17 protein-coding genes are annotated in these 25,503 nt (G+C 60.8%); 2 read left to right on the top strand and 15 right to left on the bottom strand.

Going from position 1 to position 25,503, the window contains the following annotated elements; translation table 11 throughout:
• Nucleotides 1-23: 23 nt before the first annotated feature.
• On the bottom strand, nucleotides 24-680 hold the full coding sequence (locus tag AF70_RS05595) for a 2-haloalkanoic acid dehalogenase (protein ID WP_028940558.1): 657 nt from the start codon (nucleotides 678-680) through the stop codon (nucleotides 24-26).
• A 96-nt stretch (nucleotides 681-776) separates the two neighbouring features.
• Nucleotides 777-2,069, bottom strand: coding sequence for a 4-aminobutyrate--2-oxoglutarate transaminase (gene gabT / locus AF70_RS05600; RefSeq protein WP_028940557.1), 1,293 nt, complete (start codon nucleotides 2,067-2,069; stop codon nucleotides 777-779).
• Between the two features lie 272 nt (nucleotides 2,070-2,341).
• Between gabT and AF70_RS05605 the strand changes: the two genes are divergently transcribed.
• Entirely contained in the window at nucleotides 2,342-3,268 is a 927-nt protein-coding gene (locus AF70_RS05605) for a glyoxylate/hydroxypyruvate reductase A (protein ID WP_028940556.1), read from the top strand.
• Between the two features lie 258 nt (nucleotides 3,269-3,526).
• Here the strand turns inward: AF70_RS05605 and AF70_RS05610 are convergent, their stop codons facing one another.
• The 10 genes from AF70_RS05610 to AF70_RS05655 all read right to left on the bottom strand — a co-directional run bounded on the left by AF70_RS05610 (nucleotide 3,527) and on the right by AF70_RS05655 (nucleotide 20,950).
• Nucleotides 3,527-3,892: a hypothetical protein gene (locus AF70_RS05610; RefSeq protein WP_028940555.1), complete on the bottom strand. Its 366-nt coding sequence runs from the start codon at nucleotides 3,890-3,892 to the stop codon at nucleotides 3,527-3,529.
• A 258-nt stretch (nucleotides 3,893-4,150) separates the two neighbouring features.
• Nucleotides 4,151-6,004 carry a polyurethanase gene (locus AF70_RS05615; RefSeq protein ID WP_028940554.1) on the bottom strand — a complete coding sequence of 618 codons (1,854 nt, stop codon included), beginning with the start codon at nucleotides 6,002-6,004 and terminating at the stop codon, nucleotides 4,151-4,153.
• 104 nt (nucleotides 6,005-6,108) lie between these two features.
• Nucleotides 6,109-7,797: a polyurethanase gene (locus AF70_RS05620; RefSeq protein WP_028940553.1), complete on the bottom strand. Its 1,689-nt coding sequence runs from the start codon at nucleotides 7,795-7,797 to the stop codon at nucleotides 6,109-6,111.
• Between the two features lie 23 nt (nucleotides 7,798-7,820).
• Complete coding sequence (locus AF70_RS05625; protein ID WP_028940552.1) at nucleotides 7,821-10,868, bottom strand: autotransporter serine protease; 3,048 nt, start codon at nucleotides 10,866-10,868, stop codon at nucleotides 7,821-7,823.
• Nucleotides 10,869-11,115: 247 nt separating this feature from the next.
• Nucleotides 11,116-14,073 carry an autotransporter serine protease gene (locus tag AF70_RS05630; RefSeq protein WP_028940551.1) on the bottom strand — a complete coding sequence of 986 codons (2,958 nt, stop codon included), beginning with the start codon at nucleotides 14,071-14,073 and terminating at the stop codon, nucleotides 11,116-11,118.
• Nucleotides 14,074-14,294: 221 nt separating this feature from the next.
• Nucleotides 14,295-15,665 (bottom strand): TolC family outer membrane protein, encoded by a 1,371-nt coding sequence (locus AF70_RS05635; RefSeq protein ID WP_026331659.1) that lies wholly within the window; start codon nucleotides 15,663-15,665, stop codon nucleotides 14,295-14,297.
• 2 nt (nucleotides 15,666-15,667) lie between these two features.
• Nucleotides 15,668-17,017, bottom strand: a complete 1,350-nt coding sequence (locus tag AF70_RS05640) for an HlyD family type I secretion periplasmic adaptor subunit (protein ID WP_028940550.1) — start codon at nucleotides 17,015-17,017, stop codon at nucleotides 15,668-15,670.
• Entirely contained in the window at nucleotides 17,014-18,801 is a 1,788-nt protein-coding gene (locus AF70_RS05645) for a type I secretion system permease/ATPase (protein WP_028940549.1), read from the bottom strand. Before AF70_RS05645 ends, AF70_RS05640 begins: the two co-directional genes overlap by 4 nt.
• 212 nt (nucleotides 18,802-19,013) lie before the next feature.
• Entirely contained in the window at nucleotides 19,014-19,436 is a 423-nt protein-coding gene (locus AF70_RS05650) for an AprI/Inh family metalloprotease inhibitor (RefSeq protein WP_019579013.1), read from the bottom strand.
• Between the two features lie 65 nt (nucleotides 19,437-19,501).
• Nucleotides 19,502-20,950 carry a serralysin family metalloprotease gene (locus AF70_RS05655; RefSeq protein WP_018926004.1) on the bottom strand — a complete coding sequence of 483 codons (1,449 nt, stop codon included), beginning with the start codon at nucleotides 20,948-20,950 and terminating at the stop codon, nucleotides 19,502-19,504.
• 513 nt (nucleotides 20,951-21,463) lie between these two features.
• On the opposite strand from AF70_RS05655, the gene AF70_RS05660 reads away from it, so the two are divergent.
• Nucleotides 21,464-22,495, top strand: a complete 1,032-nt coding sequence (locus tag AF70_RS05660) for an NAD(P)-dependent alcohol dehydrogenase (protein WP_028940548.1) — start codon at nucleotides 21,464-21,466, stop codon at nucleotides 22,493-22,495.
• 73 nt (nucleotides 22,496-22,568) lie between these two features.
• On the opposite strand, the gene AF70_RS05665 is transcribed toward AF70_RS05660, so the two are convergent.
• From AF70_RS05665 to AF70_RS05675, 3 genes are read right to left on the bottom strand one after another with little or no spacing between them, the layout of a single operon-like run.
• Nucleotides 22,569-23,654 (bottom strand): polyamine ABC transporter substrate-binding protein, encoded by a 1,086-nt coding sequence (locus AF70_RS05665; RefSeq protein WP_019579015.1) that lies wholly within the window; start codon nucleotides 23,652-23,654, stop codon nucleotides 22,569-22,571.
• Nucleotides 23,655-23,713: 59 nt separating this feature from the next.
• Entirely contained in the window at nucleotides 23,714-24,055 is a 342-nt protein-coding gene (locus AF70_RS05670) for a cupin domain-containing protein (protein ID WP_019579016.1), read from the bottom strand.
• A 32-nt stretch (nucleotides 24,056-24,087) separates the two neighbouring features.
• Nucleotides 24,088-25,494 carry an FAD-binding oxidoreductase gene (locus AF70_RS05675; protein ID WP_019579017.1) on the bottom strand — a complete coding sequence of 469 codons (1,407 nt, stop codon included), beginning with the start codon at nucleotides 25,492-25,494 and terminating at the stop codon, nucleotides 24,088-24,090.
• Nucleotides 25,495-25,503: the final 9 nt, after the last annotated feature.

A 25,503-nucleotide genomic window follows, 5' to 3' on the forward strand; every position in this document is an offset into this window, starting at 1 on the left:
TGTAAGACAATCTTCTAGCAAAATCAGCGCCGTAAAGACAGCTGATGCTGAGCCACCAGATCCGCCATGCTGTTGATGCAGTAATCCGCCGCGCACGGCGACGGGTGTCTGGCCCGGCCGCGACAGATCAGGCAGACTGCGCCCGCCCCCGGTTGTCGGGCACCAGGCCGGGTTACCTGGAGGATGGCGTTGGCATCAAGGTCATTGGCCGCCAGCCAGTCATGATCCTGCAATGGGTCGCTTGCCAGGGATATAAAATCGTCGGGCATGATCCCCAGGCGTTCACACAGCAGGCCGCGATCTTCGGCGTCACGGTCGCCATGCACCAACAGGCGATAGAATTTGCGCAAGTACAGCATGGCGCCGGGTGCATCCTCGAACAACGACCAGCCGACGACGGACCGGGCGAAGCTCATGCCCTCCTCCCAACTGGCTTTCAACTCCCAGCGCTCGGCCAATTGACGGTGGGCGAAACACAGCAAACCACTGAAGCCCAACTCGCCGAAACGCGGGTACAGCGCCTGCACTACCGCGCTGAATTCAGCCAGCACTTGTGCCTTGTCCGGATGTCCGCCACGACTGTCGAGCAACGGCTGCAACGCCGCCCAGACTCCGGAATCGCGATCCACCAGCACTTCATCGCAATCGATCAGCAACGCTCGATAATCAGTCAGCCCCATGGTGTGTAAAGCCTCCGATGATGCATTCCATCAATCCATGCTCCATAAATGCTCACGGGCGATGCCATGTGGCAGCGCCCGTGAGCTGGCGTGAGCTCAGTTCAAGACTCGTGCCAGTGCCGCGTCGAGAATCTGCAACGCTTCATCGATCTGTGCTTCGCTGGTCACCAGCGGTGCGAGGAAGCGCAACACGTTGCGTTGCACGCCGCACTTGATTACCAACAGGCCACCGGCCCGGGCTTCGTCGATCAGTCGTTGGTTGAGGTCGGCATCCGCGGTCCGTGCCTCGTCATCCTTGATCAGCTCGATCGCCAGCATGAAGCCGCTGCCGCGCACGTCGCCGATCCGCGGGTAACGGGCCTGCAAGCGCAACAGTCCCTGACGCAGACGCTCGCCCAACGCTTCGCCACGGGCCAGCAACTGCTCTTGCTCGTAGGCTTCGATCACCGCCAGCGCCGCCGCGCACGACAGCGCGTTACCGCCGTAAGTACCGCCGAGGCCGCCGGGCAATGGCGCGTCCATGATCTCGGCTTTGCCGACCACACCGGACAGCGGCAAACCGCCGGCCAGGCTCTTGGCCACGGTGACCAGATCCGGCTGAATCCCGGCGTGCTGGAAACCGAACCACTTGCCGGTACGCCCGAAACCGGTCTGGATCTCATCGAGGATCAGCACGATGCCGTGCTTTTCAGTCAGCGCGCGCAGGGCCTGAAGAAACTCCGCCGGTGCCGCAAGGAAACCGCCATCGCCCTGCACCGGTTCGATGATGATCGCCGCGACCCGCTCAGGCGCCACTTGGGTCGCCAACAACTCGTCCAGCGCCTTGAGCGCCATGTCGCTGGTGACACCGCGATAGGCATTCGGATACGGGGTGTGGAAGACCTCCGGCGCGAACGGCCCGAAGTTCTGTTTATACGGCTGGCTCATGCCAGTCAGCGTGGTGCCGAGCAAAGTCCGGCCATGGAACCCGCCACGAAAGGCGATCACCGCCGAGCGGTTGGTGTGGGCGCGGGCAATCTTCACCGCGTTTTCCACCGCTTCGGCGCCGGAGGTGAAGAACGCCGCTTTATAAGCGTCCTGGCCGCCGATCATTTCGCACAGGCGCTGGGCCAGGTCGAGATAAGGCTTATAGGCCACCACCTGAAAACAGGCGTGGGAGATTTTTTGCAACTGCGCCTGCACCGCCGCGACCACCTTCGGGTGATTGTGACCGATGTTAAGCACACCGATACCGCCGACAAAGTCCAGGTAGCGCTTGCCGTCCACGTCCCACAATTCTGAACCCTGGGCCCGATCGATCACCAACGGGTGCGCGGTAACCAGGCCACGTGGCACGAATTGATCGCGCTGACGGAGCAAATGAGGGGTTTCGTCGACTTTGCTATTCATGGCATTTCCCATCGTGAGTCCGGCAACCGGGAAGTGGTTGCGATGGTGTTCAGGTTAAGGCTTGCGCGAAACGAACTACGCCGAACTTGCCCCCTGAGAAATTCGGATCGACTGTTTTCACCCCGCCAAACGGCAGATTCCTTCAGCCCGCCGAATCTGCCGATGCCGGGTCGATACAAGATCACACACCCCGTTAAAGCCACTGCTTTCGACAGATCCTGCGCTGGTATTGCGCGATGATGGGCAGCCCCTTCACCTTTCAGGAAATGCCCATGGCCCTGCTGTATAAAGCTGACCCTGTGCGCGGCAAACAGTGGCAAGCGCTGTTTGCCGAACACGCCCCGGATATCGAATGGCGCGCCTGGCCGGACATCGGCGACCCGAAGGACATTCAATACCTGGCCGCGTGGCAGGCACCTGACGATCTCGACGTTATGCTGCCGAATCTGCAAGTGCTGTTTGCCCTGTCCGCCGGCGTCGATCAACTCGACCTCGGACGCCTGCCAGCGAGCTTGCCGGTGGTGCGCCTGCTGGATCCGGGCATCACCCGTGGCATGTGCGAATACGCGACTTTTGCCGTACTCAGCCTGCACCGCGACATGCTGCGCTATCGCCAGCAACAAATAGCCCGCTGCTGGCAGGCGCACTTGCTGCAACCGGCGGCCAAACGTCGGGTCGGGGTCATGGGGCTCGGCGCCCAGGCGCAGCAGATTCTGGCGACCTTGCAACCGCTGGGCTTTGCCTTGTCTGGCTGGGCGCGCAGTGCCCATCACATTCCGGGGGTCGATTGCTATGCCGGCAACGCGCAACTGCCGGCGTTCCTCAGCCAGTGCGACATTCTGTTGTGTGTATTGCCGCTGACCGAACAGACCCAGGGCATTCTTGATCGCAACCTGTTTGAGCAACTGCCCAAGGGCGCGGCGCTGATCAATATGGGCCGTGGCGGACATTTGATCGAAGAGGATCTGTTGGAAGCGCTGGGCAGCGGGCATTTGAGCGGCGCGGTACTTGATGTGCTGCTGCAGGAACCGGCACCGGCGGATCATCCGTTCTGGCACCACCCGCAGATTCTGCTGACGCCACACATCGCCGCGATGACCCAGCCGGAAAGCGCGTTCGGGGTGTTGCTGGAGAACATCCGCCGGCATCAACGGGGGGAGCCGATGCTCGGCGAGATCGATCGTGCGCAGGGGTATTGAGCGCCCATGCAGTAACGGGCGCTCAGGGGCTAATGCCGGTCAGTTCAGCCGCAACGTACTCTTTGTGCGTTCGCCGTAGCAGCTGTCGAGCTTGCGAGGCTGCGTTCGGCTGCGAAGCAGTCGTGAATCCGGCTAACGCGGTCTGCCTGATGCACCGCAATGTCTGGTTTTACGACTGCTCTGCAGCCGAACGCAGCCTCGCAAGCTCGACAGCTGCTACAGATCGCATTACGGCTTAATTGTCCGGCATTAATAGGTTTAGTGGGTTCCTGGAATACTGTTATCACAGGAAATGTATTGCCCGCCACGCCGGAGCAGTTGTTCCTGCATTCGCTGACAGCGCTCCTGTTCCTGTTGCATCGAACGGTCGATGCTGATGTTGCCGGTCTTCTCCGGTTGTTTGCCGTCACCCAGGCGCACGGTCACCCAGGGCTGTTCCGGCTGGAGCTGGAAGCGGCTTTTTTCTTCGACGGGCTTGGCGGTTTCGGTAGCTGCCGGTTTCGGCAACTGATCGGAAGTGACCCCGTAACGGGTCAGAATCGAGCTCTGAGGCAGTTCTGCGGCGGCGGCTGCCGATAACAAGGCCAGCGCCAGACCGAAGGTGTACCTCTTGCTGTTACTCACGTTACTAAATCTCCTGTACTCAATAGCGGCATGCAGCACCGACGTCATAGGAATAACGCGTGTACGGGCTGAAGCTTTAGTGCCAGTTCCTGTTGGTGCAGGTATTGGAGTCCGGGAGTGGCCAGTGAGTCACGGGGACAGGCAGGATTACCGCGTTATCGTTCATCGCGGGCAAGCTTCGCTCCTGCATTGGAATGTATTTCCCCTGTAGGCGCGAAGCTTGCTCGCGAAGAGGCCCTTACCGGCGCCGCCTCACCCTCAGGCGATCACAATCGCGCTACTGGACAAACTGTCCAGCCCGACACCCACCAGGGTCACCGAATCACTGCCAAACGTCAGCAGCGTATCCTGCCCCACCGCCGTGGCATGGGCGCGGAAGTCGTCGTTTGGCGCAACGCCCTGAACCCCGAGGAACACCAGTTTGTCGTTGGCCTGATAACCCACCACCCGGTCCTGGCCAAACGCGCCGCTGAACAGGAAAGTATCAATCCCGCCGCCCGACTCGATCAGGTCATTACCCGCCCCGCCGACAAACACATCGTTGCCGGCGCTGCCGATCAAGTGGTCGTTGCCGTCCAGGCCAAACAACCAGTCGCCCGTGGCGTGCGCCTTGAGGGTGTCGGCGCCGGTGGTGCCCTTCACGCTGGAGGCGTACTGCGTAACGTTGTTGCCAACAGTGAGACCATTGGCGGTGACGCTGTGGGTCACGTCATCCTTGAACAGGCCCCAGAGAAACCCCGGCTCCTTGGTAACGATGCTGCCGATGTCGCGGGTGATGCTGATACCGCCATTGGCGTCGCGCACGTACAGGTTGCCGGCACCGTCATTGGCGAAGACAAAGTTCTTCACCGACTGCTGCAGGTCCAGCACGTTGCTGCCCTTGCCGCCCAACAGAATGTTGTAGCCACCGCCGTCGCGGAAGGTGTCGTTACCGTCGCGGCCTTCCAGATAATCATTGCCCTTGCCGCCCTGGATCAGGTCATTGCCGTCGCTGCCGATGATGAAGGTGCTGCCTTTGTGGGTTTCGGCGTTGCGGTTCAAGTCCTGGACCCAGGTGTTGGCTCGCGCCGGGTCCGAGAGGTTGGCGACGATGATCGTCGAGTCCTTGCTGGTCAGGTCGTAGAACTTGGACTCCAGCACCCGGGTCATGCCGTCGCCGTAACCGGTGGGTAAGTGCGAGATCCAGGTAGGAATGTTAAGGATGGAATACGGCAACACATTCCATGCCGTCGAGGCGTAGTGGTCGTTGAAGCTGACGATGTTATCGGTCGCCGAATCCTTGGGAGCGTCATGCACGCCTACCGTGGCCAGGTTGGCCGACGAGCCATCGAGGGCGCGGAACACCGGGTCGTTTTCATAACCGATGTTCAGCACTTTATCGCTGCTGCTTTGGGTCGGCGAGGCGTAGGCGATGTAGTTGGAATCCTGGTAGAACCCGGACCACTTTTCGCTGCTCAAGTCCGCCAGGCTGTTGACCGCCAACCCGCCGAGGCTGTGACCGCTGACCAATACATCGCTGCCTGACAGCCCGTTGGCCTGGGCAAACGCCGCGACTTTGCCGAGCAAATTGCCGAAGGCTTCGCCCGCATAGTTTTTCGCGTAATCCTTGGGGCCGATCGCCGCCAGCAAATCGTTGATCACATCACCGATGGAATCGCCGATCTGGATTTCCCGTGGACCGCTGGTGCCGCGAAAGGCGATGCCGATTTCCGTGAGATGGCCCTGGGCGTCGTACTTGCCGAGGATCTCCACTTGCGCACTGGTGTAACCGGCCTTCTCGCCGAAGAAGGTTCCGCGAGCGTCGGTCTTGCCGTCATAGCCCAGTTGCGCGGCGGTGATTGGTGTCCAGCCGGCCTTTTGCACGGCTTCGAGTGCGGCCTTTTCCGAATCGGGGTTCCAGGGAATACCGGGGATGACGCCCTGGGAATCGGTGCCGCCGATCAGCGCGGTCACCAGGGTTGCCGGCAAGCCCAGGCCGAAGCCGTTTTGCTGGTACCCGGTGGCGAAACCGTTGTCGAGGTTGTGATAGGAATACAGCGTGATCGCCATGGCATCGCTGAACAACGCCTTGGAGTCTGCTGCGCCGAAGTTTTTGTAGTCATACACACCCATTGGTATTGCCTCTCTTTGTTGGATTTATCAGAGACAGCTACAGCCGGGACGCCCCGCTATGGGGCGCCCCAGTGTCTTTAGTGCAATGCTTTCATTCGGTTTTTTCAGGCAAATACAAATCCCGAAGCCGACAGGTTATCCAGTCCCACCCCCACCAGCGTCACGGCGTAATCGCCAATCTTCAGCACCGTGTCGTTGCCGGCCTGTGAAGCGTGCTGGGTGTAGTCATAGCCCTGCCCCGCGCCCTGGACGCCGATGAACACCAGTTTGTCGCTGCCCTGATAGCCATTGATCGCGTCAAAGCCGAAGGCGCCGCTGAACAAAAAGGTGTTGCCGCCGCCCGAGGCATGCATCACGTCATTGCCCGTGCCGCCGACGAAGGTCACGTGGCTTTTGTCGCTGCGCAGCAGGTCGTTGCCGGCGTTGCCGAACAGCCAGTCACCGTCGACGCTGGCCACCAGCGTGTTGCTGTAGGCATCACCGTTGAGCGAGTGGTTGTAGTGGGTCAGTTCCGTGCCATTGAGCAAGCCATTGGCGGTGACGTTGTAGGTCACCTCCTTGCTGCCCCACCACGAGCCCGATTCCTTGCTCACCAGCGCGCCGATGTCGCGGGTCATGCTGATGCCGGCGTAAGCGTCGCGCACATACAGAGTGCCGTCGCCGTCGTTGGCAAAGCTGAAGTTCTGCAACGGCTTTTGCAGCTCGAAGGTGTTGCTGCCCTTGCCGCCCAGCAGCAGGTTGTAGCCGCCGTCATCGCGGAACCGGTCGTTACCGTCTCGACCTTCGATGAAGTCATTGCCGGTGCCGCCCTTGAGCCAGTCATTACTGTCGGTGCCGATGATGAAGGTGCTGCCGGTGTGGGGCTCGCCGCTGCGGCCCAGGTCCTCGACCCAGGTAGTGCCTCGGGACGACTCCGACAGGTTGGACACGATCAGTGTCGAATCCTTGTCAGTGAGGTCGTAGAAGCGCGAGTCGATCACCCGGTTCAAGCCGTCGGCATAGCCCAACGAGCCATGGGCCGACCAGTTCAGCGGGTTGAGGATGCTGAACGGCACCAGGTTCTGCGCGGTGGACGCGTACTGGTCATTGAAGTTGACGATGTTGTTGGTCGCCGAATCCTGATGACCGTCGTGCTTGCCCAGCGAGCCACTGCTGAAAGTGGTGCCGTCGAGCACGCGAAACACCGGGTCGTTCTCGTAACCGATGTTCAGCACGTTGTTGCCAGTGGCGCTTTGAGTCGGCGAGGCGAAGGCGATGTAGTTGGCGTCCTTGAAGAAACCGCCCCAGTTATTGCCGCTCAACTCCGCCAGGCTGTTGACCCCCAGCCCGCCAAGGCTGTGCCCGCTGACCAGTACGTCCTTGGCGCTCAGGCCGTGGGCGATGGCAAACGCAGCGACATTTTTGAGCAAGGTGTCGAAGGCGTTTTTCGCGTAGTTGCTCGCGTAATCCACCGGTCCGACGGCGGCCAGCAGATTGTTTTTCATGTCGCCGAAGGTGTCGCTGTAGCCCAGGCCGCCGGTGCCACGGAAGGCAATGCCGAGACCGATCAGCTGCCCTGCCCCGTCGTATTTACCGAGGATTTCGGCTTCGGCGCTGGTGAAGCCGTCTTTCTCGCCATAGAAGGTGCCTTGAGGCCCGACCTTGCCCTGATAGCCCAAGGCTGCCGCGCCAATCGGCGCCCAAGCGGTTGCCGGCAACGGCTGGCCGGTGGGCGTGTACGCGTAGAGCGTCAGCGCGATCGCGTCGCTGTAAAACGTCTTGCCGTCAGCATTTTTGTAATCAAACAGTCCCATGTTGTGGCTTCCTTTGCGTCAAATCAGAACTGCCAGTCCAGGGTCAGGCCCACACCGTGGTCTTTTTCCCGGGAGCCGAGCAGCCCGTTGTAATCCAGGTTCAAACGGGTATCGCGGCCCAGCGCCAGTCCGGCACGAGCGCCGACCACCGCGGCATCGCGGTCCATCGACACGCTTTGCACGCTGAACGCGGTGTTGCCGTTGACGAAGGCCAGGTGGTCTTCGGAACGGGTGCTGCTCAGGTTGTGCTGCCAGCCGAGCGTGCCGGACAGTTCCAACTGATGCTGGTCGGACAGCGCAATGGCTTTGCTCGCCCGCAGGCCCAGGGTCGAGAGCACTGCATCGCGGTTGTTTTCACCGCCCTTGAGTGCGGCGGCGTCACCTTTTTCGCTGAAGCTGTCGCTGTTCAGGTGCACGTAGGCCAGGTTGACGAACGGCTCCAGCGCCAGCGGTTGCAAGTCCAGGCGATAGGCCGCTTCGGTGAACAGTTGCGCGGTGGTCGCATCGCGCTTGGATTTCTGCTTGCCGCTGACGTCTCCGAATTGCAGGTCGCGTTTGACGTCGATGCGATGCCAGCTGTAAGCACCGCCGACACTCAGGCGCAGCGCGTCGATTTCATGGCCCAGGTAGGCACCCAAGTGATAGCTGTCGACCTCGGCTTGCGAATGCGTGCCATCGCCCATGCTCAATGAGCTGTCGCTATAACCAGTGACGAAACCCAAGCGCGTATCTTCAGTGATCAAGCCATCGACACCGGCCAGCAGCCCGCCGATGGAGCTGTTGGAACTGGCGTTGTCATGCCCGCCATCGCTCTTGCCCCAGGCGCCGAGCACTTTGAGCCAGGCGTTGCTGCGGTCATCGGTTGGTGCCCCGGCGTCGAACAGATCACGCTCGCGCAGACGTTCGCCGACGGCATCGCGCAGGTAGTGGCTGTCGTTAATCAGCAGCGTGCCGATCGCCGGATGAATCTCGCCAGACAGCTGTTGGAACGCCTGTTGCGCGACAGCGGCGGTCGGCGACAGCAGCAGGGTTTCGTACAGCGGATTGCCTGCGCCCAGTTGCTCGGCGGCAGCGGCCACCGCGCGTTGGTTCGGGGTTTGGCCGGCACTGGTGAACGACGTTGCGTTGCGAACGACGGCCAGTTGAATGCCGCCCGCCGAATAATCGAGAGTGCCGCCGAGGAACAGGTAGTCCGGCACTACCGCACCGAAGCGCCCTTCGATTCCACCGGCCGCTTGCAGAATGTTGTACTGAGTGCCGAGCAGGGTTTTCGCCTCGCCGGTGGTCAACAGCGTCGGGCTGTTTTCCAGCGACAGGCTGACCGTGGCGCCCTCAATGATCGCCTTGCCGCCGGCGATGATCTGGTCGCTGCTGGTGGGCGACAGTTCTACGGCGTAGGTCGAACCAGGTTCGAAGGTCACGTCGCCCGCCACCTGCAAGGTGCCGATGGAGTTGCCGGGGGCCACAGTGCCGCCGCTTTTTGCGGTCAGCGCCGCGATGCTGCCATTACCGCCGAGGATGCCGCTGTCATTGACAGTGACGGCCGACAGCAGCGAACCGTTGATCGCCAATCGGCCCTGATTGACCAGGGTCGGGCCGGTGTAGGTGTTGGCGCCGGTCAGCACCAGCGTGCCGATGCCCTGTTTGGTCAGGCCGCCATGGCCGGAAATGTCGTTGCGCCAATAGTCGAGCCCGCAATGCACGTCATTGCACACACGCTCGGTGGGTTTGCCAGCGTCGATGATCGCGCCAATACCCGGCAAGTCCGCGACAAACTGACTGGAGCCGTAGGCGCCATCGATGCGGAACTCTTCGGGAATGTCCTGCTCGGTGACGAACATCGCCGGGCCATCGATGCCTTTGCGCAGGTTGATCATGCCCCAGCCGTACAGTGCGTCGACGCCGGGTGCGCCGAGGTCGGTGGCGGTGGTGCGCAGCACGCTGGCAACTTGCGCGCCGGTCATGTACGGGAAGCGTTCCATCAACACCGCCACCGAGCCGGCAACATGCGGCGCCGCCATCGAGGTGCCGTTGTAGTTGGCGTAGCCGGTGGTCAGGTCAGCGGCGTTGGTGCCGCTGATGATCGAGCTATAGATGCGGCTGCCCGGTGCCGACACGCAGAAACTCGCGGTGTAGCCGCAGCGCGACGAGAAGGTGCTGATGGTGTAGAGGTCGGGACTGTTGATGTCCGGGTTCTTTTGCAACGCGGCGACGGTCATCCAGTTCGGCGCGATCTGGGGGACGAAGTAACCGAGGCCGGCGATGGCGTCCGGGTTGTTGAGGTTGTAGTCGTTGCCGGCGGCGAAGATCGTGACGATGCCGCTGCGGGCCGCCGCGATGGCGCCGTCGTAGGCACCGCCGGGTTTGGTCCCGAGCAAGGTCTGGATTTCGTTGAATTGCAGCTGCGCGTCTTGCACGGTGAAGTGCGGGTACGCCGGGTCCCGTCCGCCGAGGTCGAAGCGGTCGGTGATGCCGATGCCCCAGCTGTTGTTGATGATCCGCGCGCCGCTGGCGATCAGGGCGTCCCAACCGGCCTTGTACACCGCGCCGTCGTTGCCACGGATGATGCCGTCTTCCGGGCCTGGGTCGCCGTTGTCGGCGCTGATGATTTGCGCACCAAAGGCGACGCCGTGCATCGGCCCGCCATCGCGACTGCCCGCGGCGATCCCGCCAACGTGTGTGCCGTGGGCGCCGAGTTTGCCGTTGGAACCTACAGAGGGCGAACCGTCATAGAGAAAGGCGTCCCCGGCTTTGACCGGAATGTACGGATCGGTGTACTCGCGGATGCCGCTGGTGACCAGGGTTATTACCTTGTTGGCTCCGGAAAACTCCGGGTGCAAGGCGTAGACCGGCTGGTCGAAGATCCCCAGTTTCACCCCTTTGCCGGTGTAACCGGCCGCATAGGCCTCCTGAGCGTTGATCGCCCCCAGCCCCCAATCGGCGTTGAACTCCTCGCTGCGCCAACTGTTCGGGTCACCGACCCTGCCGTTTTCCACGTAGGGCGCCGCGTGTGCGGTGCCCAGGGTTGCCAGTGCACAGAGCAAGGCAAGTTTGTTGTACTTGTTATCCATCAAGCTACCGTCCTTAGTTGTGTTGCAAAAATCCTTGGGCCTTCAAAGGCGTGTCTTGTCCTGCTGATACACCACGCATCAACCCGATCTGTAGCAGCTGCCGAGCAGCGCGAGGCTGCGTTCGGCGGCGCAGCCGTCGCAAACCCTGCCTGCAAGGTTTTCCTGACACACCGCGATAGCTGACTTCACGACTGATTCGCAGCCGAACGCAGCCTCGCGCTGTTCGGCAGCTGCTACAGGCGCACTACTAAAACTGCCAATTGAGACTGAACCCAACTCCATGGCTCTTCTCGCGGCTGGCCAGTTGGCCGGTGTAATCGAGGTTCAACCGAATGTCCCGACTCAAGACCAGGCTGGCATGGGCGCCCACCAGCGCCGCATCACGAACCAGCGGCGAGCTCTCCACCGCGAACGGTGCGCCACCGCTGGCAAACGCCAGGTGTTCTTCGGAATCGGTGTTGCTCAGGTTGTGCTGCCAACCGAGGCTGCCGCTCAGGTCCAGCTGTTGTTGGCCGGACAACGTCAGGGTTTTCAGCGCGCGAACGCCCAGCGTGCCGAGCACCGCGTCACGCCGGTCGCCACTGTTTTTGAGCGCGGCGGCGTCGCCTTTCTCGGTGAAACCCTCGGTGTCGAGGTGCACGTAAGCGAGGTTGGCGAACGGTTCCAAAGCCAGGGGTTGCAGGTTCAGGCGATAGGCCGCTTCACCGAACACCTGAGTGGTCCCGGCATCGACCTTGGCTTTCTGTTTGGCGCTGACGTCAGCGTATTGCAGGTCACGTTTGATGTCGGCCCGATGCCAGCTGTAGGTACCGCCGGTACTCAGGCGCCAGGCACCCATTTCGTGGCCGGCATAGGCGCCCAGGTGATAGCTGTCGACCTGCGCTGACGAGTGAGTTCCAGAGCCCATATTGACGGAGCTGTCGCTATAGCCGGCGACCAGGCCGACACGGATTTCGTCATCCACAGCGCCATCGACACCGGCGAGCAAACCACCAATCGACGTGGTGTAGACGGCGGTGTCGTGGCGTTCATCGGTCTTGCCCCAGGCGCCCAAGGCTTTGATCCAGCCATTGCTGCGCGAACCGTTGGCTTCATTGAGACGCTCACCCACCGCATCGCGCAAATAGCGACTGTCATTGATTAACACCGAGCCCAGCGCCGGGTAGATTTCCCCCGACAATTGCCGGAACGCCTGTTGCGCCGAGCTCGCGGTCGGCGACAGCAGCAGGCTTTCGTATACCGCATTGCCCGCGCCAAGCCCTTCCACCGCAGTCGCAACGGAACGCTGATTCTGGGTCTGGCCGACGCTGGTGAAGGTCGTTGCATTACGCTCAAGGCTCAGCTGAATGCCGGTCGCTGCGTAATCGAGACTGCCGCCGATGAACACATAGTTGGGCAGCACCGCACCGAACTGGCCTTGAATTCCGCCCGCCGCTTGCAGGATGTTGTACTGATGCCCCAGCAGGCTTTGCACTTGTTGGGTGCTGAGCAAGGTCGGGCTGTTTTCCAGCGACAGGCTGACGGTGGCGCCGCTGACCGTGGCCACGCCGTTGGCAATAATCTGGTCGCTGTTGCTCGGCGAGAGTTCGACGGCATAGGTCGACCCCGGCGCAAACGTCACATCGCCACTGACTTGCAACGTACCGATGGAATTACCGGGCGCCACGGTGCCGCCGGCATTGGCAGTCAAGGCAGCGATTCGTCCGTTACCGCCGAGGGTGCCGCTGGCATTGACCGTCACCGCCGATGTCAGTGAACCGTTCACCGCCAGTAAGCCGCCGTTGACCGTGGTCGGGCCGCGATACGTGTTGTCGCCGGTCAGCATCAAGCGTCCGGCACCGGACTTGATCAGGCTGCCTTCGTAGACTCGGCTGGCGGCGGCGGAATCTCTGGCCATACCTACCGCATAGTCGGTCTGATCCTGCTGACTGGCGCCGGCCGGGATACCGTTTGCCCAGCCGTTGTCCTGCAACGTCTGTTGCCAGGCGCTGTGTTCGGCAGCGTCTTCGGCCTGGCGTTGAATCAGTGCCTTGTCTGAAATGTCATTGCTCCAGACATCGCTCTGCCCTGCCCCCAGACTGGCGTCGAACGTGCCGAGCAATTGCCCCGGCCCGCGCATCGCCCGGTCGAGGTTGGCCACCCCCCAACCGACGCGAGTAGTCGGCGCGTCGGTGATCGAACCGTCGAGCTGGGTCGCGGTGGTCAGCAACACCTCCAGCGCCTGCTGGTTGTTCATGTACGGATAGCGCTCCATCACCAGCGCCAGCGCACCGGTGGCATGCGGCGCGGCCATGGAGGTGCCGGATTTGATCGCGTAACCGCCACCGGGAATGGTGCTGTCGATCTTCGCTCCCGGCGTGGTGATGCACCAATACTTGGCGATCCCGCACTGGTTGTATTTCTGCTGGTTGCCTTGATCCAGCCCCGACACGGCGAGCCAGTGCCCTTCCAGGTCTGGCTGAAAATACGGCAGGGCCGAGCGGACGCTGGCATTCGGGTAACCGCTGTTGCCGGCGCTGAACACGTTGATCACACCACGGTGCGAAACGTCGGCAGCGGCGTCGAGCCAGGTGCCTTGGTTCCAGTGCTGGGCGTAAGCGGCATGCAGATCGTCGAGGGTCCGGTAGCTGACGTCCGGTGGCTGGCTGCCCCAGCTGTTGTTGATCGCGCGTACCCCGGCATCCGCCAGGGCGTTATAGACCGCTTTGAAGTAGCGCGGGTCGGGGTTGGGACCGAACAGGAAACTGTCGTTCTTGTTGGTGTTGCCGACGTAGATTTGCGCGTTGAACGCCACACCGTGCGTGCCGCTGCCATCGCGGGACGCACCCATGGTGCCGGTGACGTGGGTGCCGTGGGAGTCGTTGTTAGCGTTGAGCGTGCCGTCGACGTTGAACGCTGAACCATCGACATAGCTGCCGCTGGCCGTCACGGCGTGATAACGGTCGGCGGCGAATTCGGGATGGCTGGAATCGAAACCCGAATCCAGCGCGCCGATTTTCACGCCCTTGCCGGTGATGCCGGCGGCATAGGCTTGATCGGCCTGCATCCGCCCCAGGCCCCAATCGCGCTGGAACTCCGCCGAACGCCAACTGGCCGGGTCGCCGAGGGTGCCGGTTTCCAGGTACTGCGCCTGGGCCGAACCCGGCGCTGATGAAATCAAGAGCAGCAGCGTGCCGACCGACATCGGCTTGATCTGTACGTCCATGTGCATGAAATCTCGCTTTCTTGGCGTTTTTAGAGTTCTAGGCCCCGGTTCAGGGGGTGATATTGCGTCGTTTACTCAGGTCCTCTGTGGCGAGGGGGCTTGCCTCCGTTCGGCTGCGTAGCAGTCTTGAGTCCGACAGCTGCGGCATATCTGTTGAATCACCGATTCCGGTTTTGGGACGACTTCGCCGTCCAACGGGGGCAAGCCCCCTCGCCACAGGGTTACGGTTTTTTCATTGCCGGGCCCTGGCCGAAGGCCTCATCCACCTTGGCCAGATCCTGTTCGTTCAAGGTGCCGGCGTAGTAATGCAACTTGGTCCAGGCCATCAGGTAGTCGTAGCGTGCCTGTGCCAGATCCCGGCGGGTGGTAAATAGTTGTTGTTCGGCATTCAATGCGTCGAGGTTGACCCGTTCACCACCCAGAATGCTTTGTTTGGTCGAGATCACCAGCGCTTCGGCTGAGATCAGCGCCTTCTGATAAGCGCGCAGCTTGTTGACCCCCGACAGGCAGGCGCTGAACTGGCGGCGCAGCTGGATCAAGGTTTCCCGGGTCTTGCCGTCCAGTTCGTACTCGGCCTGTTCCATGGTGCGGCTGGCCTGCCGGGTCGAGGCCGAGACGCCGCCACCTGCATACAGCGGAACATTGACTTCAATACCGATGGTGTTGGTGTCATAGCGCTGGTTGTAGGTGTTGCCACTTTCCGATTCGTTCTGGCGCATCGAGGCGTAGGCGCTGACTTTCGGCAGGTGCCCGGCGCGGTTGCGTTCGACCTCGTAGCGCGCCACTTCCACCGCCTGGCGCTGGGAGGCCAGGTTCGGGTTGTTGGCCACTGCCATCTCATGCCAGGTGTCGTAATTGGCCGGTTGCAGGGTGAAGGTCTGGAAGTTCTGATCCAGCGGCGTCAGGTCGCCGATATCGATGGCCTGCACGCCAATCAATGCGCCGAGCTCGCGCAGAGCCGCATCCTGTTCGTCACGCGCCTCGATTTCCTCGGCAGTCGCCAGTTCGTAACGTGACTCGGCTTCGAGGATGTCGGTGCGCGTGCCTTCCCCTTGGCGGAACATCTGCTCGTTCTGCTGAAACTGCTCCTCGAAGGCTTTTTTCTTCGCGCGCGCGATGTCGATCTGGTCCTGGGCGAACAGTGCCTTGGTGTAATTCTCCAGCACGCGAACCAGCAGTTCCTGGCTCTTGCCACGGAAGTTTTCATCGGCGAACAGCGATTGCGCCACGCCCTTGCGATACGCCGCGTAAGCCTCGTAGTCGAGCAATGGCTGTTGCAAGGTCAGGGTCGAGCCGTAGCTGCTGTAGTTGCGATCATCCGTTTGTCTGTTACCGCGATCGTTGAGGTATTTGACCTCGGAGGAGTTACGCCCCTTGTTGTAGTTGTAGCCCAGCCTCGGCAACAGCCCGGCGCGGCCGATGGCGCGGTTTTCAAGGCCGGCATCGCGCTCTTTGATGGCACCGAGGAACACTGGATCATTACGTAACGCTTGCTCATAGATGTCGAACGGCCCCATGGCCATCGCGCTGTTGCACGTCAGCAACGCCAGGGTCGCTGCGAGCAGGGAAAGCTTATTCATACAACCGAACATCCTTATTCCTCGGTCAACGCGGAGCCTGCCCGGTCGAGCAGCGGTTTGAACAGATAGTTGAGGAGTGAACGTTCACCGGTGCGCACGAACATTTCTGCCGGCATGCCGGGCTTGATCACCAGGCCGTTGAGTTTCTCCATGGCCTGATCGCTGACGCTGCTGCGCAGCACGTAATACGGCGCACCGGTTTTCTCATCGACCATTTGGTCGGCGGAGATCAGGCTGACTTCGCCCGGTACTCGCGGGGTACGGCTCTGGTTGAACGCGGTGAACAGAATGTCCACCGGCAAGTGCGTACCGACCTTGTCGATCAGGTTGATCGGCAAGTGCCCTTCCACTTCCAGGCTGGTGCCTTGCGGGACAATCTCCAACAGGTTTTCGCCCTGGCGTACCACCGCGCCTTCGGTATGAACCCCAAGGTTGACCGCAATGCCGTCGGCGGTGGCAATGATTTCACTGTGTTGCAGGTCGAAGCCGGCGGAAGTCAGTTGCTCTTCCAGGGTCACGCTTTTGAGCTGCGCATCGGCCAATTGGCTGCGCACTTCCTTCTGGTATTCCTCGCTGTGCTGTTGCAGCTTCAGCCGGGATTCGAGGATGCCCTGCTCCACTCGGCCGCTTTCGCCGGTGTTCTCTGCCAACTGTTGCTGCACTTGAGACAGCTGACGCTGGTACTCCATCAAGCGGTTACGCGGGATGTAGCCGCTGTCCGCCAAGGGCTGCAGATTGCTCAACTGTTGTTGCAGGGAACTGGCCTGTGCCGTCAGGTCGGTGCGTGCTCGGCGCATGCCGGCCAGTTGCGCGCTGGCGCCTTCGATGTTCGCGCGCAACGCGGCTTGTTCACGAGAAAACGCTTCGCGGCGGCTGCTGAACAATTGCCGTTGGCCTTCAAGCACCAGCGCCAGGCGTGGGTCAGGATCGTTGCTCAGTTGCGCGGGGAAATTCACCTGCTTGAGGTTGTCCCGTTCACTCTGCCAGCGCGCCAGGCTGGCCCACGCCATGCGGTATTGCGCTTGCAGCGATTGCACGTCGGCCGCGACCTGGGTCTGGTCGAGACGGAACAGCGGCTGGCCCTGTTTCACCACTTGGCCTTCACGCACCAGAATCTGGCTGATCACGCCGTTGCTCATCGATTGCACGGCTTTGCGCTTGCCCGAGACCACCACGGTGCCCTGCACCGGGATGCCTTGATCGAGCGGCGCGAGGCTCGCCCAAGTGAAAAAACTGCCGGCTCCGACGATCGCCAGAATCCAGCCCATGCGGGCGAAGAAACGGGCGTCGCGCTCGGGGCGTTCGGCAATGTAATCGTGTTCCATCGTCGCTTCGTTAGCGTTGTTCATGCGTGTGCTGCTCATACACCCGAATTCCTGGTCGTGGGCTGATACTGCCGGCTCATGCTGAGCCCGCCCGATGCCTGCGCGGCTTTTTCACGTTGTGGCTCCTGAGCGCCTGACTGGTTGCCGGCAAGCGCCTTGAGCACTTCCTGGCTTGGGCCGAAGGCTTGCAAGCGACCTTCGTTGAGCACCAGCAACTTGTCGGCCTGAGCCAGGGCCGAAGAACGATGGGTGACCAGAATCACGCTGGTGCCCCGGGCCTTCATATGCGCGATGGCGCCGGCCAGTGCCGCTTCGCCGACGGTGTCGAGGTTGGAGTTCGGTTCATCCAGTACCACCAGGCTCGGATGGCCGTACAACGCACGAGCCAGGGCCACCCGTTGCTTCTGGCCACCGGACAAACCGCTGCCGTCTTCGCCGAGCACGGTGTCGTAGCCTTGGGGCATGCGCAGGATCAATTCATGGACGCCAGCCTGTTGCGCGGCTTCGACGACTTTTTGCGGGTCTGCCTCACGGAATCGGGCGATGTTTTCGGCGATGCTGCCACTGAACAATTCGATGTCCTGGGGCAGATAGCCGATGTAAGGGCCGAGGTCGTCGCGGTTCCAGCGATGAATGTCCGCGCCATCAAGCCGCACTGTGCCGCCCAGCGTCGGCCAGACGCCGACCAGCACTCGCGCCAGGGTCGACTTACCGGAACCGGAAGCCCCGAGTACGCCCAGCACTTCGCCGGCACCGAGGTGGAAATTGACCATGTGCAAGGTCGCTGCCCGTTGCCCTGGCGGGCCGGCGCTGACTTGCTCGAACGTGATCTGGCCTTTCGGCGCCGGCAGCGCCATGGCCTCGTCACTCGGTGGAAAGGCTTGCAACAAGGCGTCGAGGCGGCGGTAAGCGAGTTTGGCGCCGCTCCACTGTTTCCACACGGCAATCAACTGATCGATGGGGCTCAGCACCCGGCCCATCAAAATGGAGCCGGCGATCATCATCCCGGCGGTCATGTCGCCCTTGATCACCAGCAAGGCGCCCAACCCCAGGACCAGGGATTGCAGGCACAGGCGCAGGGTTTTGCTCAGGGAGCTGATGACCGCGCCAGTGTCGCTGGCCTGATTCTGCAAGCCGAGAAAACGCGAGTGCACCCCAAACCAGCGTTTGCGCAAGGCGCCGAGCATGCCCATGGCCTGAATGGTTTCGGCGTTATGCAGGTGACTGGTGGCCAGTTGGCTGGACTTCTGGGAAAACCCCGCGGCTTCGCCCAAAGGTTTTTTGGTCATGGCCTCGTTGAGGCAGGCCAGCCCGATCAGCAGCACCGCCCCTGCGGTGGCCAATACGCCGAGCCAGACGTTGAACAGGAAAATCACAAACAGATAGACCGGAAACCACGGCGCATCGAAGAAGGCAAACAACGCCGGGCCGGTGACAAACTGGCGAATATGGGTCAGGTCGCCAAGGGATTGCCCGGCGTTGCCCTCACCCTTGAACAGATTGCGCTCGAAGGCGGCTTGATACACCCGCAGGTTGAAACGGCGCTCCAGTTGGCTGCCGATACGGATGACGATGAAACTGCGCACGGTCTCCAGCAACCCGATGAAGGCGAAGAACCCGACCACCATCAGCGACAACATCGCCAGTGTGGTTTCGTTTTGCGACGACAGCACCCGGTCATAAACCTGGAGCATATAAATCGACGGGACCAACATCAGAACGTTGATCAATGCGGTAAAGCAGCCGACGCTGATCAAGATGCTCTTATAGTCGCCCAGTGCCTTGAATAACGGTGCGGTGGCCGGGCTCTTCGCCATCTTCATTGGTTTTTCCTGAGGTATTAAGCCTCGCCTCACTTGGCAAGGTTCCAATTAACTGTCCGCACACGGGCCGAGACATTCTTTTGCCGGTTATCGCTGACAGATTAATAACAACTCTTTGTGGAATTTTAAGAGTCCTGGTTATTGATCTGCTGCTTATAACTGCAATAACGGTCTTTATATTCAGTACCTGCCGCCGGTCCGGCGCTTTTCGCTTATTGCGCTGCGCGCGTGAGCGTAATAATCAGCCCCGACTTCAAGTTACTTTTGTAAAGTCCTTCCCGCTGCCGACTGAAAAACACAATTCTTGAGCCTTCCTTACCAGTCACGGCAATGCCGTCCGGCTCCGGAAACCAGCCGATCGCCGACTGGTTCAGCCAGGCACCAAGGCAGTCGGCTCCCTCACCCAGGGTCTGGTCCGATTTAAGCTCTATCGTGCAGACATTCGACGGTTTGTCCTGCAGCGCCTGGGACTCGGGCGAGTCTTGCGCGGTATTCAAAATGGCTTGCCATTTGCCGGCGAGCTCCGACGGGTCGGCTAATTTCAGACTGCTTGCCATGGCTACTTCTCCAAGAAACATCATCAGCGTCGCTAACAGCCACGCGGTTGTTTTGCAGGTAAAAGCGTTCTGGGTCATAGGGCGTTTTACTCTGGATCGGGGCAGAGAGCGACGCGTAAAGCGCCGCCCTCTTATGCCTTGAATCAGGCCACGATGTCCGAGAACGCCGCCTGGCCAACGGTGCTGACCAGGAAATCAGCCACGCCGTGCCCGGAGAAGTCCACCGACAACAGGCTGTTGCCGCCCGAAGTGGTCAACACTGCATCGCCTGCCGCACCGGTGAACGAGTTCACGAAATGCAGGCCGGCGCCTTTGGTGATGCCGGTCAGATCGATCTTGTCCAGGCCGCTGACAAAATCGAGGATCTGGTCGACCGCGCCTGGCTTGGAGTCGCTGCTGGCCGCGAACACGAAGGTGTCCGAACCCGAGCCGCCCCACAGTTTGTCTGCACCGCCCGCGCCGAAGAGGATGTCGTTGCCGGCACCGCCCTTCAGTTCGTTGGACACACTGTTACCGATCAACAGGTCGCTACCCGAGCCGCCAATCGCGTTCTCGATCGTGACGCCTTTGGCGATGGACACGTTGCCCACCAGGCCACCAACGTCGGAGAACGAGGCTTCATTGAGGTTGATCTTCTGGTTCTGGGTAAAGCCGGAGAAATCCAGGGTGTCCTTGCCACCCGCATCCCACACCGAGAACACGACTTTGTCCGACGACGAAGACGCGCTCAAGAAGTCGCGACCGGCGTTGGAGTTGAAACCGTAGGTGGTGTCACCGGTACGGGTGGTGGTGTTGGCACCGTAGAGTTTCTGGATGGCCGCGATATCGTCCATCAGCGGGCCGGAAGAATAAGCTTCCACACCGCCCTTGCTGAAGTTTTGATCGGTATTGCTTTCACTCCAGTAACTCATGACGCTGTAACCGCGGGTGTCTTGCCCGTAAGTCGCGTCATTGTAAGTCGGCGCACCTTCACCGGCGTTGTAATCGCCAGGGTGGGCCAGGCCCAGGGTATGACCGATTTCGTGGGTCAGGGTCTGACGGCCATAGTTGTTCAGGTCCGGCGTCTTGTTCGGCGTGTAGCTGCTGTTGGTCAGGTACCACGACGTACCGTCATAACCGGCGCCCGTGCCAGGCAGATAAGCAAATGCCGCTGCGCCATCCTGACCACCGCTGTAGTTGCCGAAGGTCATGTGACCATCACCGCCGGAGGACTTCTCGGTGAAGGTGACGTTGGCCACGTCGGCCCAGGATTGCATGGCGAGCACGGCCTGGGCTTTCTGTTGCGTATTGAACTGGCTGAACCCGGTAATGCCATGCTTGTTCATGGTGCTCGACGAGGCCGAGGTCAGGAACGTGTAGGTAAGTTCGATTTTGCCACTGCCGTCCTTGTCCTGGTAGGCAGCGCCGTCACGCAGCAGCTGGGTAGCAGCCTGGTCGACGGAGAAGGAGGGTTTGCCATTGACCGTGAGATTGCCACCCCGATCATACTGATGGCTGAAACTATCGATCTGGTTGTAGGCAGAACTGGCGGCAGCCAATGGTGCAAAGGCCTGTTCGGCAAGATCAATAGCGTTGTCTTTTACTTTCGACATAAACACACTTCCTTGTTTAGCAATGGAACAGTTTTTGTCCGATACGACAATCTCTGGCGAGATCGTCCTATCACTCGCCCAATGAAGGCGTATGAAAACTGACACAATTCGAAATCAAACGTCTACATTTTTTTTGACGTCAAATTGAACTGTTTCGCAGAACTCCAGCAAACATTGCTTGCGCTGTCGAAAGATTGTTTTTAGTACAGGGTTTCAGCCGGATTGTCCGACAATTTCATATTTAAATATTAAATATTGGTAAGTTGTTTTTTGTTGATTGGTTCTCTTTTTTTGGACTTCCTAGTATCAGTGCCAGTGTATTGATATCAACTAAATTAAACGTCCAGTTAGTTGCCGCAGTGGACGACGACAGAGCTCCGACGACCCGTTAGTCCCGGCACCGCCCTCAGACCATGCTCGTGATTGCGGCCTGCTAGACTGATTACGCTCTGGCTTGCCAGGCCACCGCATCCGAACGGCCAAAGTCCCTGTCTCCTGATCTGGAGGTATCCCATGAGCAACAGTACCGAACTCACTACTTTTACCGGCTGGGCTGCAACGTCGGCAGGCGCTCCACTGGAGCGCTATAGCTACGACCCCGGTCCATTGGGCGCCGAGGAGGTGGAAGTCGCCGTGGAGTATTGCGGCGTCTGCCACTCCGACCAGTCGATGATCGATAACGAATGGGGCCTGAGCCACTACCCGTTTATCCCTGGCCACGAAGTGGTCGGCAGTATCGTGCGAGTGGGCGCACAGGTACGCGGTCTCGAAGTGGGACAACGGGTGGGCATCGGTTGGTACAAGGGCAGTTGCATGCATTGCTCCTCGTGTATCGAAGGCTCCCACCAGCTATGCAGCACAGTCCAACCCACCATCGTCGGCAGCAACGGCGGCTTCGCCGATCGCCTGCGTTCGCACTGGGCCTGGGCGCTTGCGATACCGGACGGACTTGACCCGGCCATGGCCGGACCGCTGTTCTGCGCGGGCTCGACGGTGTTCAACCCGCTCGTGGAATTCGACGTCAAGCCCACCGACCGGGTCGGTGTCGTGGGAATCGGCGGCCTCGGTCATCTGGCACTACGCTTCCTCAACGCATGGGGTTGCGAAGTCACGGCCTTTACCTCGTCGCTGAACAAGCAGGACGAAGCCAGGCGCCTGGGGGCACACAACGTGCTCGCCTCTACCGACAGTAACGCGCTGAAATCCATTGCCGGCACCCTGGATTTTCTCCTGGTCACCGCCAACGCCGACCTCGACTGGCCGGCCATGCTCGGCACGCTACGCGGCAAGGGTCGCCTGCACTTTGTCGGCGTCGTGCCTGGCGCTATTCCAGTGCACGTATTCAACCTGCTGCCCCAACAAAAGAGCGTGTCCGCCTCGCCGGTTGGCTCGCCCAGTAACACAGCAACCATGCTGGAGTTCTGCGCCCGCCATCAGATCTTGCCGCAAGTCGAGCACTTTCCCATGAGCCGGATCAACGACGCCATCGATCACCTGCGCAGTGGCAAAGCGCGCTATCGCGTCGTGCTGGACGCCAGCAAATGACAGACTGGCGCGTCGGGTAATACCGCACGCGCCTTTTGCCATCGCTACTCGAGAGGTGTTGCAGGCAGACCAATCAGCTACCGGTCCTGATCTTGTTCCACACCCGCGTCCGCACCCGGTCAATGTTCAACGGCATCGCCTCAAGGGCAAACAATTTGCCCATCATTTCCGGGCTCGGATACACCTTGGTGTCGTTCTTGATCGCCGGATCGATCAGGTGGTCGGCCTGTTCGTTGCCGTTGGCGTAGTGCACGTAGTTGCTGATGCCGGCCATGACGTCGGGACGCAGCAGGTAGTTCATGAACGCGTAACCGGCTTTCTCGTCCGGGGCGTCGGCGGGCATAGCGACCATGTCGAACCAGATGGCCGCGCCTTCCTTGGGAATCGAATAGCCGATGTCCACACCATTCCCGGCCTCCTTGGCGCGGTTTTCCGCCTGGAGAATGTCCCCGGAGAAGCCGACGGCCACGCAGATATCGCCGTTGGCCAGGTCGCTGGTGTATTTGGACGAGTGGAAATAACTGACATAGGGCCGGACTTTCATCAGCAGCGCCTCGGCCTTTTTATAGTCTTCGGGGTTCTTGCTGTGATGCGGCAGCCCCAGGTAATTCAACGCCGCCGGCAACAGTTCGGGCCCGTTGTCGAGGATCGCCACGCCGCACTTTTGCAGTTTTGCCATGTTCTCGGGCTTGAAGATCAGGTCCCAGGAATCCACTGGCGCGTTGTCGCCCAGCACAGCCTTGACCTTGGCCACGTTGTAGCCGATGCCGGTGCTGCCCCATAAATACGGGAAGCCATGCTCGTTGCCCGGGTCGTTGGCTTGTAACGTTTTGAGCAACACCGGGTTGAGGTTTTTCCAGTTCGGCAGCTGACTCTTGTCGAGTTTCTTCAGGGCCCCGCCCTCAATCTGTCGGGCCATGAAGTGGTTGGACGGGAATACCACGTCATACCCGGATGTGCCGGTCATCAATTTGCCATCAAGGGTTTCGTTGCTGTCGAAGACGTCGTAACTGAAGGCGATACCGGTTTCTTTCTGGAAGTTTTTTGTGGTGTCCGGGGCGATGTAGTCCGACCAGTTATAGATTTTCACGGTCTCGGCGGCCTGACTGAGGGTCGCGACGAGCGCAAGTGGAGCAAGCGTCAGTGTCTTTCGGATCATGGGTCGATTCCTGTATGGGTTGTTTTCTTTTTATTGGAGAACTGGCAGGCAATCAGAGATCAAAAAATCAAAACGTAGGTCTTGCGCACGGTTTCCTGGATGTCCCAGATCCCGAGGCTGTTGGCTGGCAACATCAGTGCATCGCCGGCTTCTATGTAGAGGGTTTCACCGTCATCCGGAGTGAAGGTGCAGCGACCCTGGATGAAGTGACAGAATTCCTGGGCAACGATCTGCCGGCGCCAGCGGCCGGGAGTGCATTCCCAGACGCCGGTTTCGACACCGTCGTCGCGTTCGACGCTGGTGGTCGAGGCCACCGCCACGGGCATCCCCAGCGGCACGGCGACGGGCGTTGACTCTTCCAGCTTCAGGGTTGCGGTGTTCTTGAAGTGAGTGATTGGCATGGGGGAGTACCTGTCGATTGAGAAAACGCCATTCAGTGCATGAAACCTTCCATGAACCCGGCAACCCGGCCGGCCAGTTTGCGACGCCAGGGCGCGGTGGACGGGTTGGCCAGGGTCTGGTCTTCGTGAACGAAGCTGCGGATGATTGCGTTGTAGCCCAGCCAGCGGCAGGGCTCCGGCTCCCACGCCTTGAGCGCGTCGAGACCGCCCTGAGCAATCACCCACGGCTGGCGCACCAACTCGGTATCGCGCTGAAGAATCAGATCGGCCAGCGTCCGCCCGCCGAGGTTGCTGGCACCGACGCCCTCCCCGCCATAACCGCCCGACAAGGCGATGCCGCTGGCCTGATCGCAGAGCATGTGCGGCTTGAAGCGCCGGGACATCCCCAGGTTTCCGCCCCAGGCGTGGGTGATTCGCACGTTCTTGAGCTGCGGGAAGAGTTCACCGAACAGGTAGCGTCGCAACTGCACTTCGCTGGCGCTCAGCTCGAAGTCATGGCGCAACTTGCCAGCAAACTGATAGCCGCCACGGGCGCCGAACACCAGACGGTTGTCGGCCGTGCGCTGGCCGTAGGTGACCTGGCGGCTGCTTTCGCTGAACGCCTGACCATGGCTGAGGCCGATGTCGTCCCAGGTCGCGGCGGACAGCGGTTCGGTCGCCACCAGTAAACTCTGCACGGGCAATTGATAACGGCCCAGCGGCGGCAACGTGACCGCGTAACCTTCTACCGCCGGCACGATCCAACGGCTGCGAACCTGCGCGTTGGTTGTACGCAGACTGCCCGACTGCCATTGGGTGACCGGGCTGTTCTCGTAGATGTTGACCCCCATGCGCTCCACCGTCCGTGCCAGACCTCGCACCAACTTTGCCGGGTGAATGGTCGCCACGTGCGGTGCATAGATACCGCCATAAGGTTTGGCGATTCTGATCTGTTGCGCCAATTGCTCGGGGTTGAGCCAGCGGTAGTCGGCCTCGGTCAGCCCTTGGCGGTAGAGCGCGTCCAGATAATCGCGCAGGCTGGCTTCCTGTTCCGGGTAACGGGCCGCACAGTAAAGCGCCCCGCCCTTGCGATAATCACAGTCGATGCCTTCTCGTTCGAGGACGATTTCTACTTCATCGGGGATGCCGTGCAGCAGATCGTAAGAGGCGCGACGTTGTTCGACCGGTAAACCGGCGAGCAAGCGATCCTCGCCCAGCAGGTTGCCCATCAACCAGCCGCCGTTACGGCCCGACGCACCAAAACCCGCGGTTTGGGCTTCGACAATGGCGATGTTCAGTCCCGGCGCCAGGCGTTTGAGGTAGTACGCGGTCCAGAGCCCGGTGTACCCGGCGCCGATGATGGCCACGTCGACGTCCAGGTCCTTTTCCAGCGCCGGGCGCGCCAGTAACGGCTCGTCGAGTTGATCCATCCACAAACTGATCGTGCGCCACGCCGCCATGCCAGACTC

Origin of the sequence: Pseudomonas sp. KD5, assembly GCF_012932895.1 — a bacterium.
Taxonomy (GTDB): Bacteria; Pseudomonadota; Gammaproteobacteria; order Pseudomonadales; family Pseudomonadaceae; genus Aquipseudomonas.

Coding starts and splice junctions, on each gene's coding strand:
- AF70_RS05645 (WP_028940549.1), bottom strand. CDS start 18,801: ATGAAGATGGCGAAGAGCCCGGCCACCGCACCGTTATTCAAGGCACTG.
- AF70_RS05635 (WP_026331659.1), bottom strand. CDS start 15,665: ATGTTCGGTTGTATGAATAAGCTTTCCCTGCTCGCAGCGACCCTGGCG.
- AF70_RS05665 (WP_019579015.1), bottom strand. CDS start 23,654: ATGATCCGAAAGACACTGACGCTTGCTCCACTTGCGCTCGTCGCGACC.
- AF70_RS05605 (WP_028940556.1), top strand. CDS start 2,342: ATGGCCCTGCTGTATAAAGCTGACCCTGTGCGCGGCAAACAGTGGCAA.
- AF70_RS05650 (WP_019579013.1), bottom strand. CDS start 19,436: ATGACCCAGAACGCTTTTACCTGCAAAACAACCGCGTGGCTGTTAGCG.
- AF70_RS05660 (WP_028940548.1), top strand. CDS start 21,464: ATGAGCAACAGTACCGAACTCACTACTTTTACCGGCTGGGCTGCAACG.
- gabT (WP_028940557.1), bottom strand. CDS start 2,069: ATGAATAGCAAAGTCGACGAAACCCCTCATTTGCTCCGTCAGCGCGAT.
- AF70_RS05595 (WP_028940558.1), bottom strand. CDS start 680: ATGGGGCTGACTGATTATCGAGCGTTGCTGATCGATTGCGATGAAGTG.
- AF70_RS05615 (WP_028940554.1), bottom strand. CDS start 6,004: ATGGGTGTGTATGACTACAAAAACTTCGGCGCAGCAGACTCCAAGGCG.
- AF70_RS05625 (WP_028940552.1), bottom strand. CDS start 10,868: ATGGATAACAAGTACAACAAACTTGCCTTGCTCTGTGCACTGGCAACC.
- AF70_RS05655 (WP_018926004.1), bottom strand. CDS start 20,950: ATGTCGAAAGTAAAAGACAACGCTATTGATCTTGCCGAACAGGCCTTT.
- AF70_RS05670 (WP_019579016.1), bottom strand. CDS start 24,055: ATGCCAATCACTCACTTCAAGAACACCGCAACCCTGAAGCTGGAAGAG.
- AF70_RS05630 (WP_028940551.1), bottom strand. CDS start 14,073: ATGGACGTACAGATCAAGCCGATGTCGGTCGGCACGCTGCTGCTCTTG.
- AF70_RS05675 (WP_019579017.1), bottom strand. CDS start 25,494: ATGGCGGCGTGGCGCACGATCAGTTTGTGGATGGATCAACTCGACGAG.
- AF70_RS05620 (WP_028940553.1), bottom strand. CDS start 7,797: ATGGGACTGTTTGATTACAAAAATGCTGACGGCAAGACGTTTTACAGC.
- AF70_RS05640 (WP_028940550.1), bottom strand. CDS start 17,017: ATGAGCAGCACACGCATGAACAACGCTAACGAAGCGACGATGGAACAC.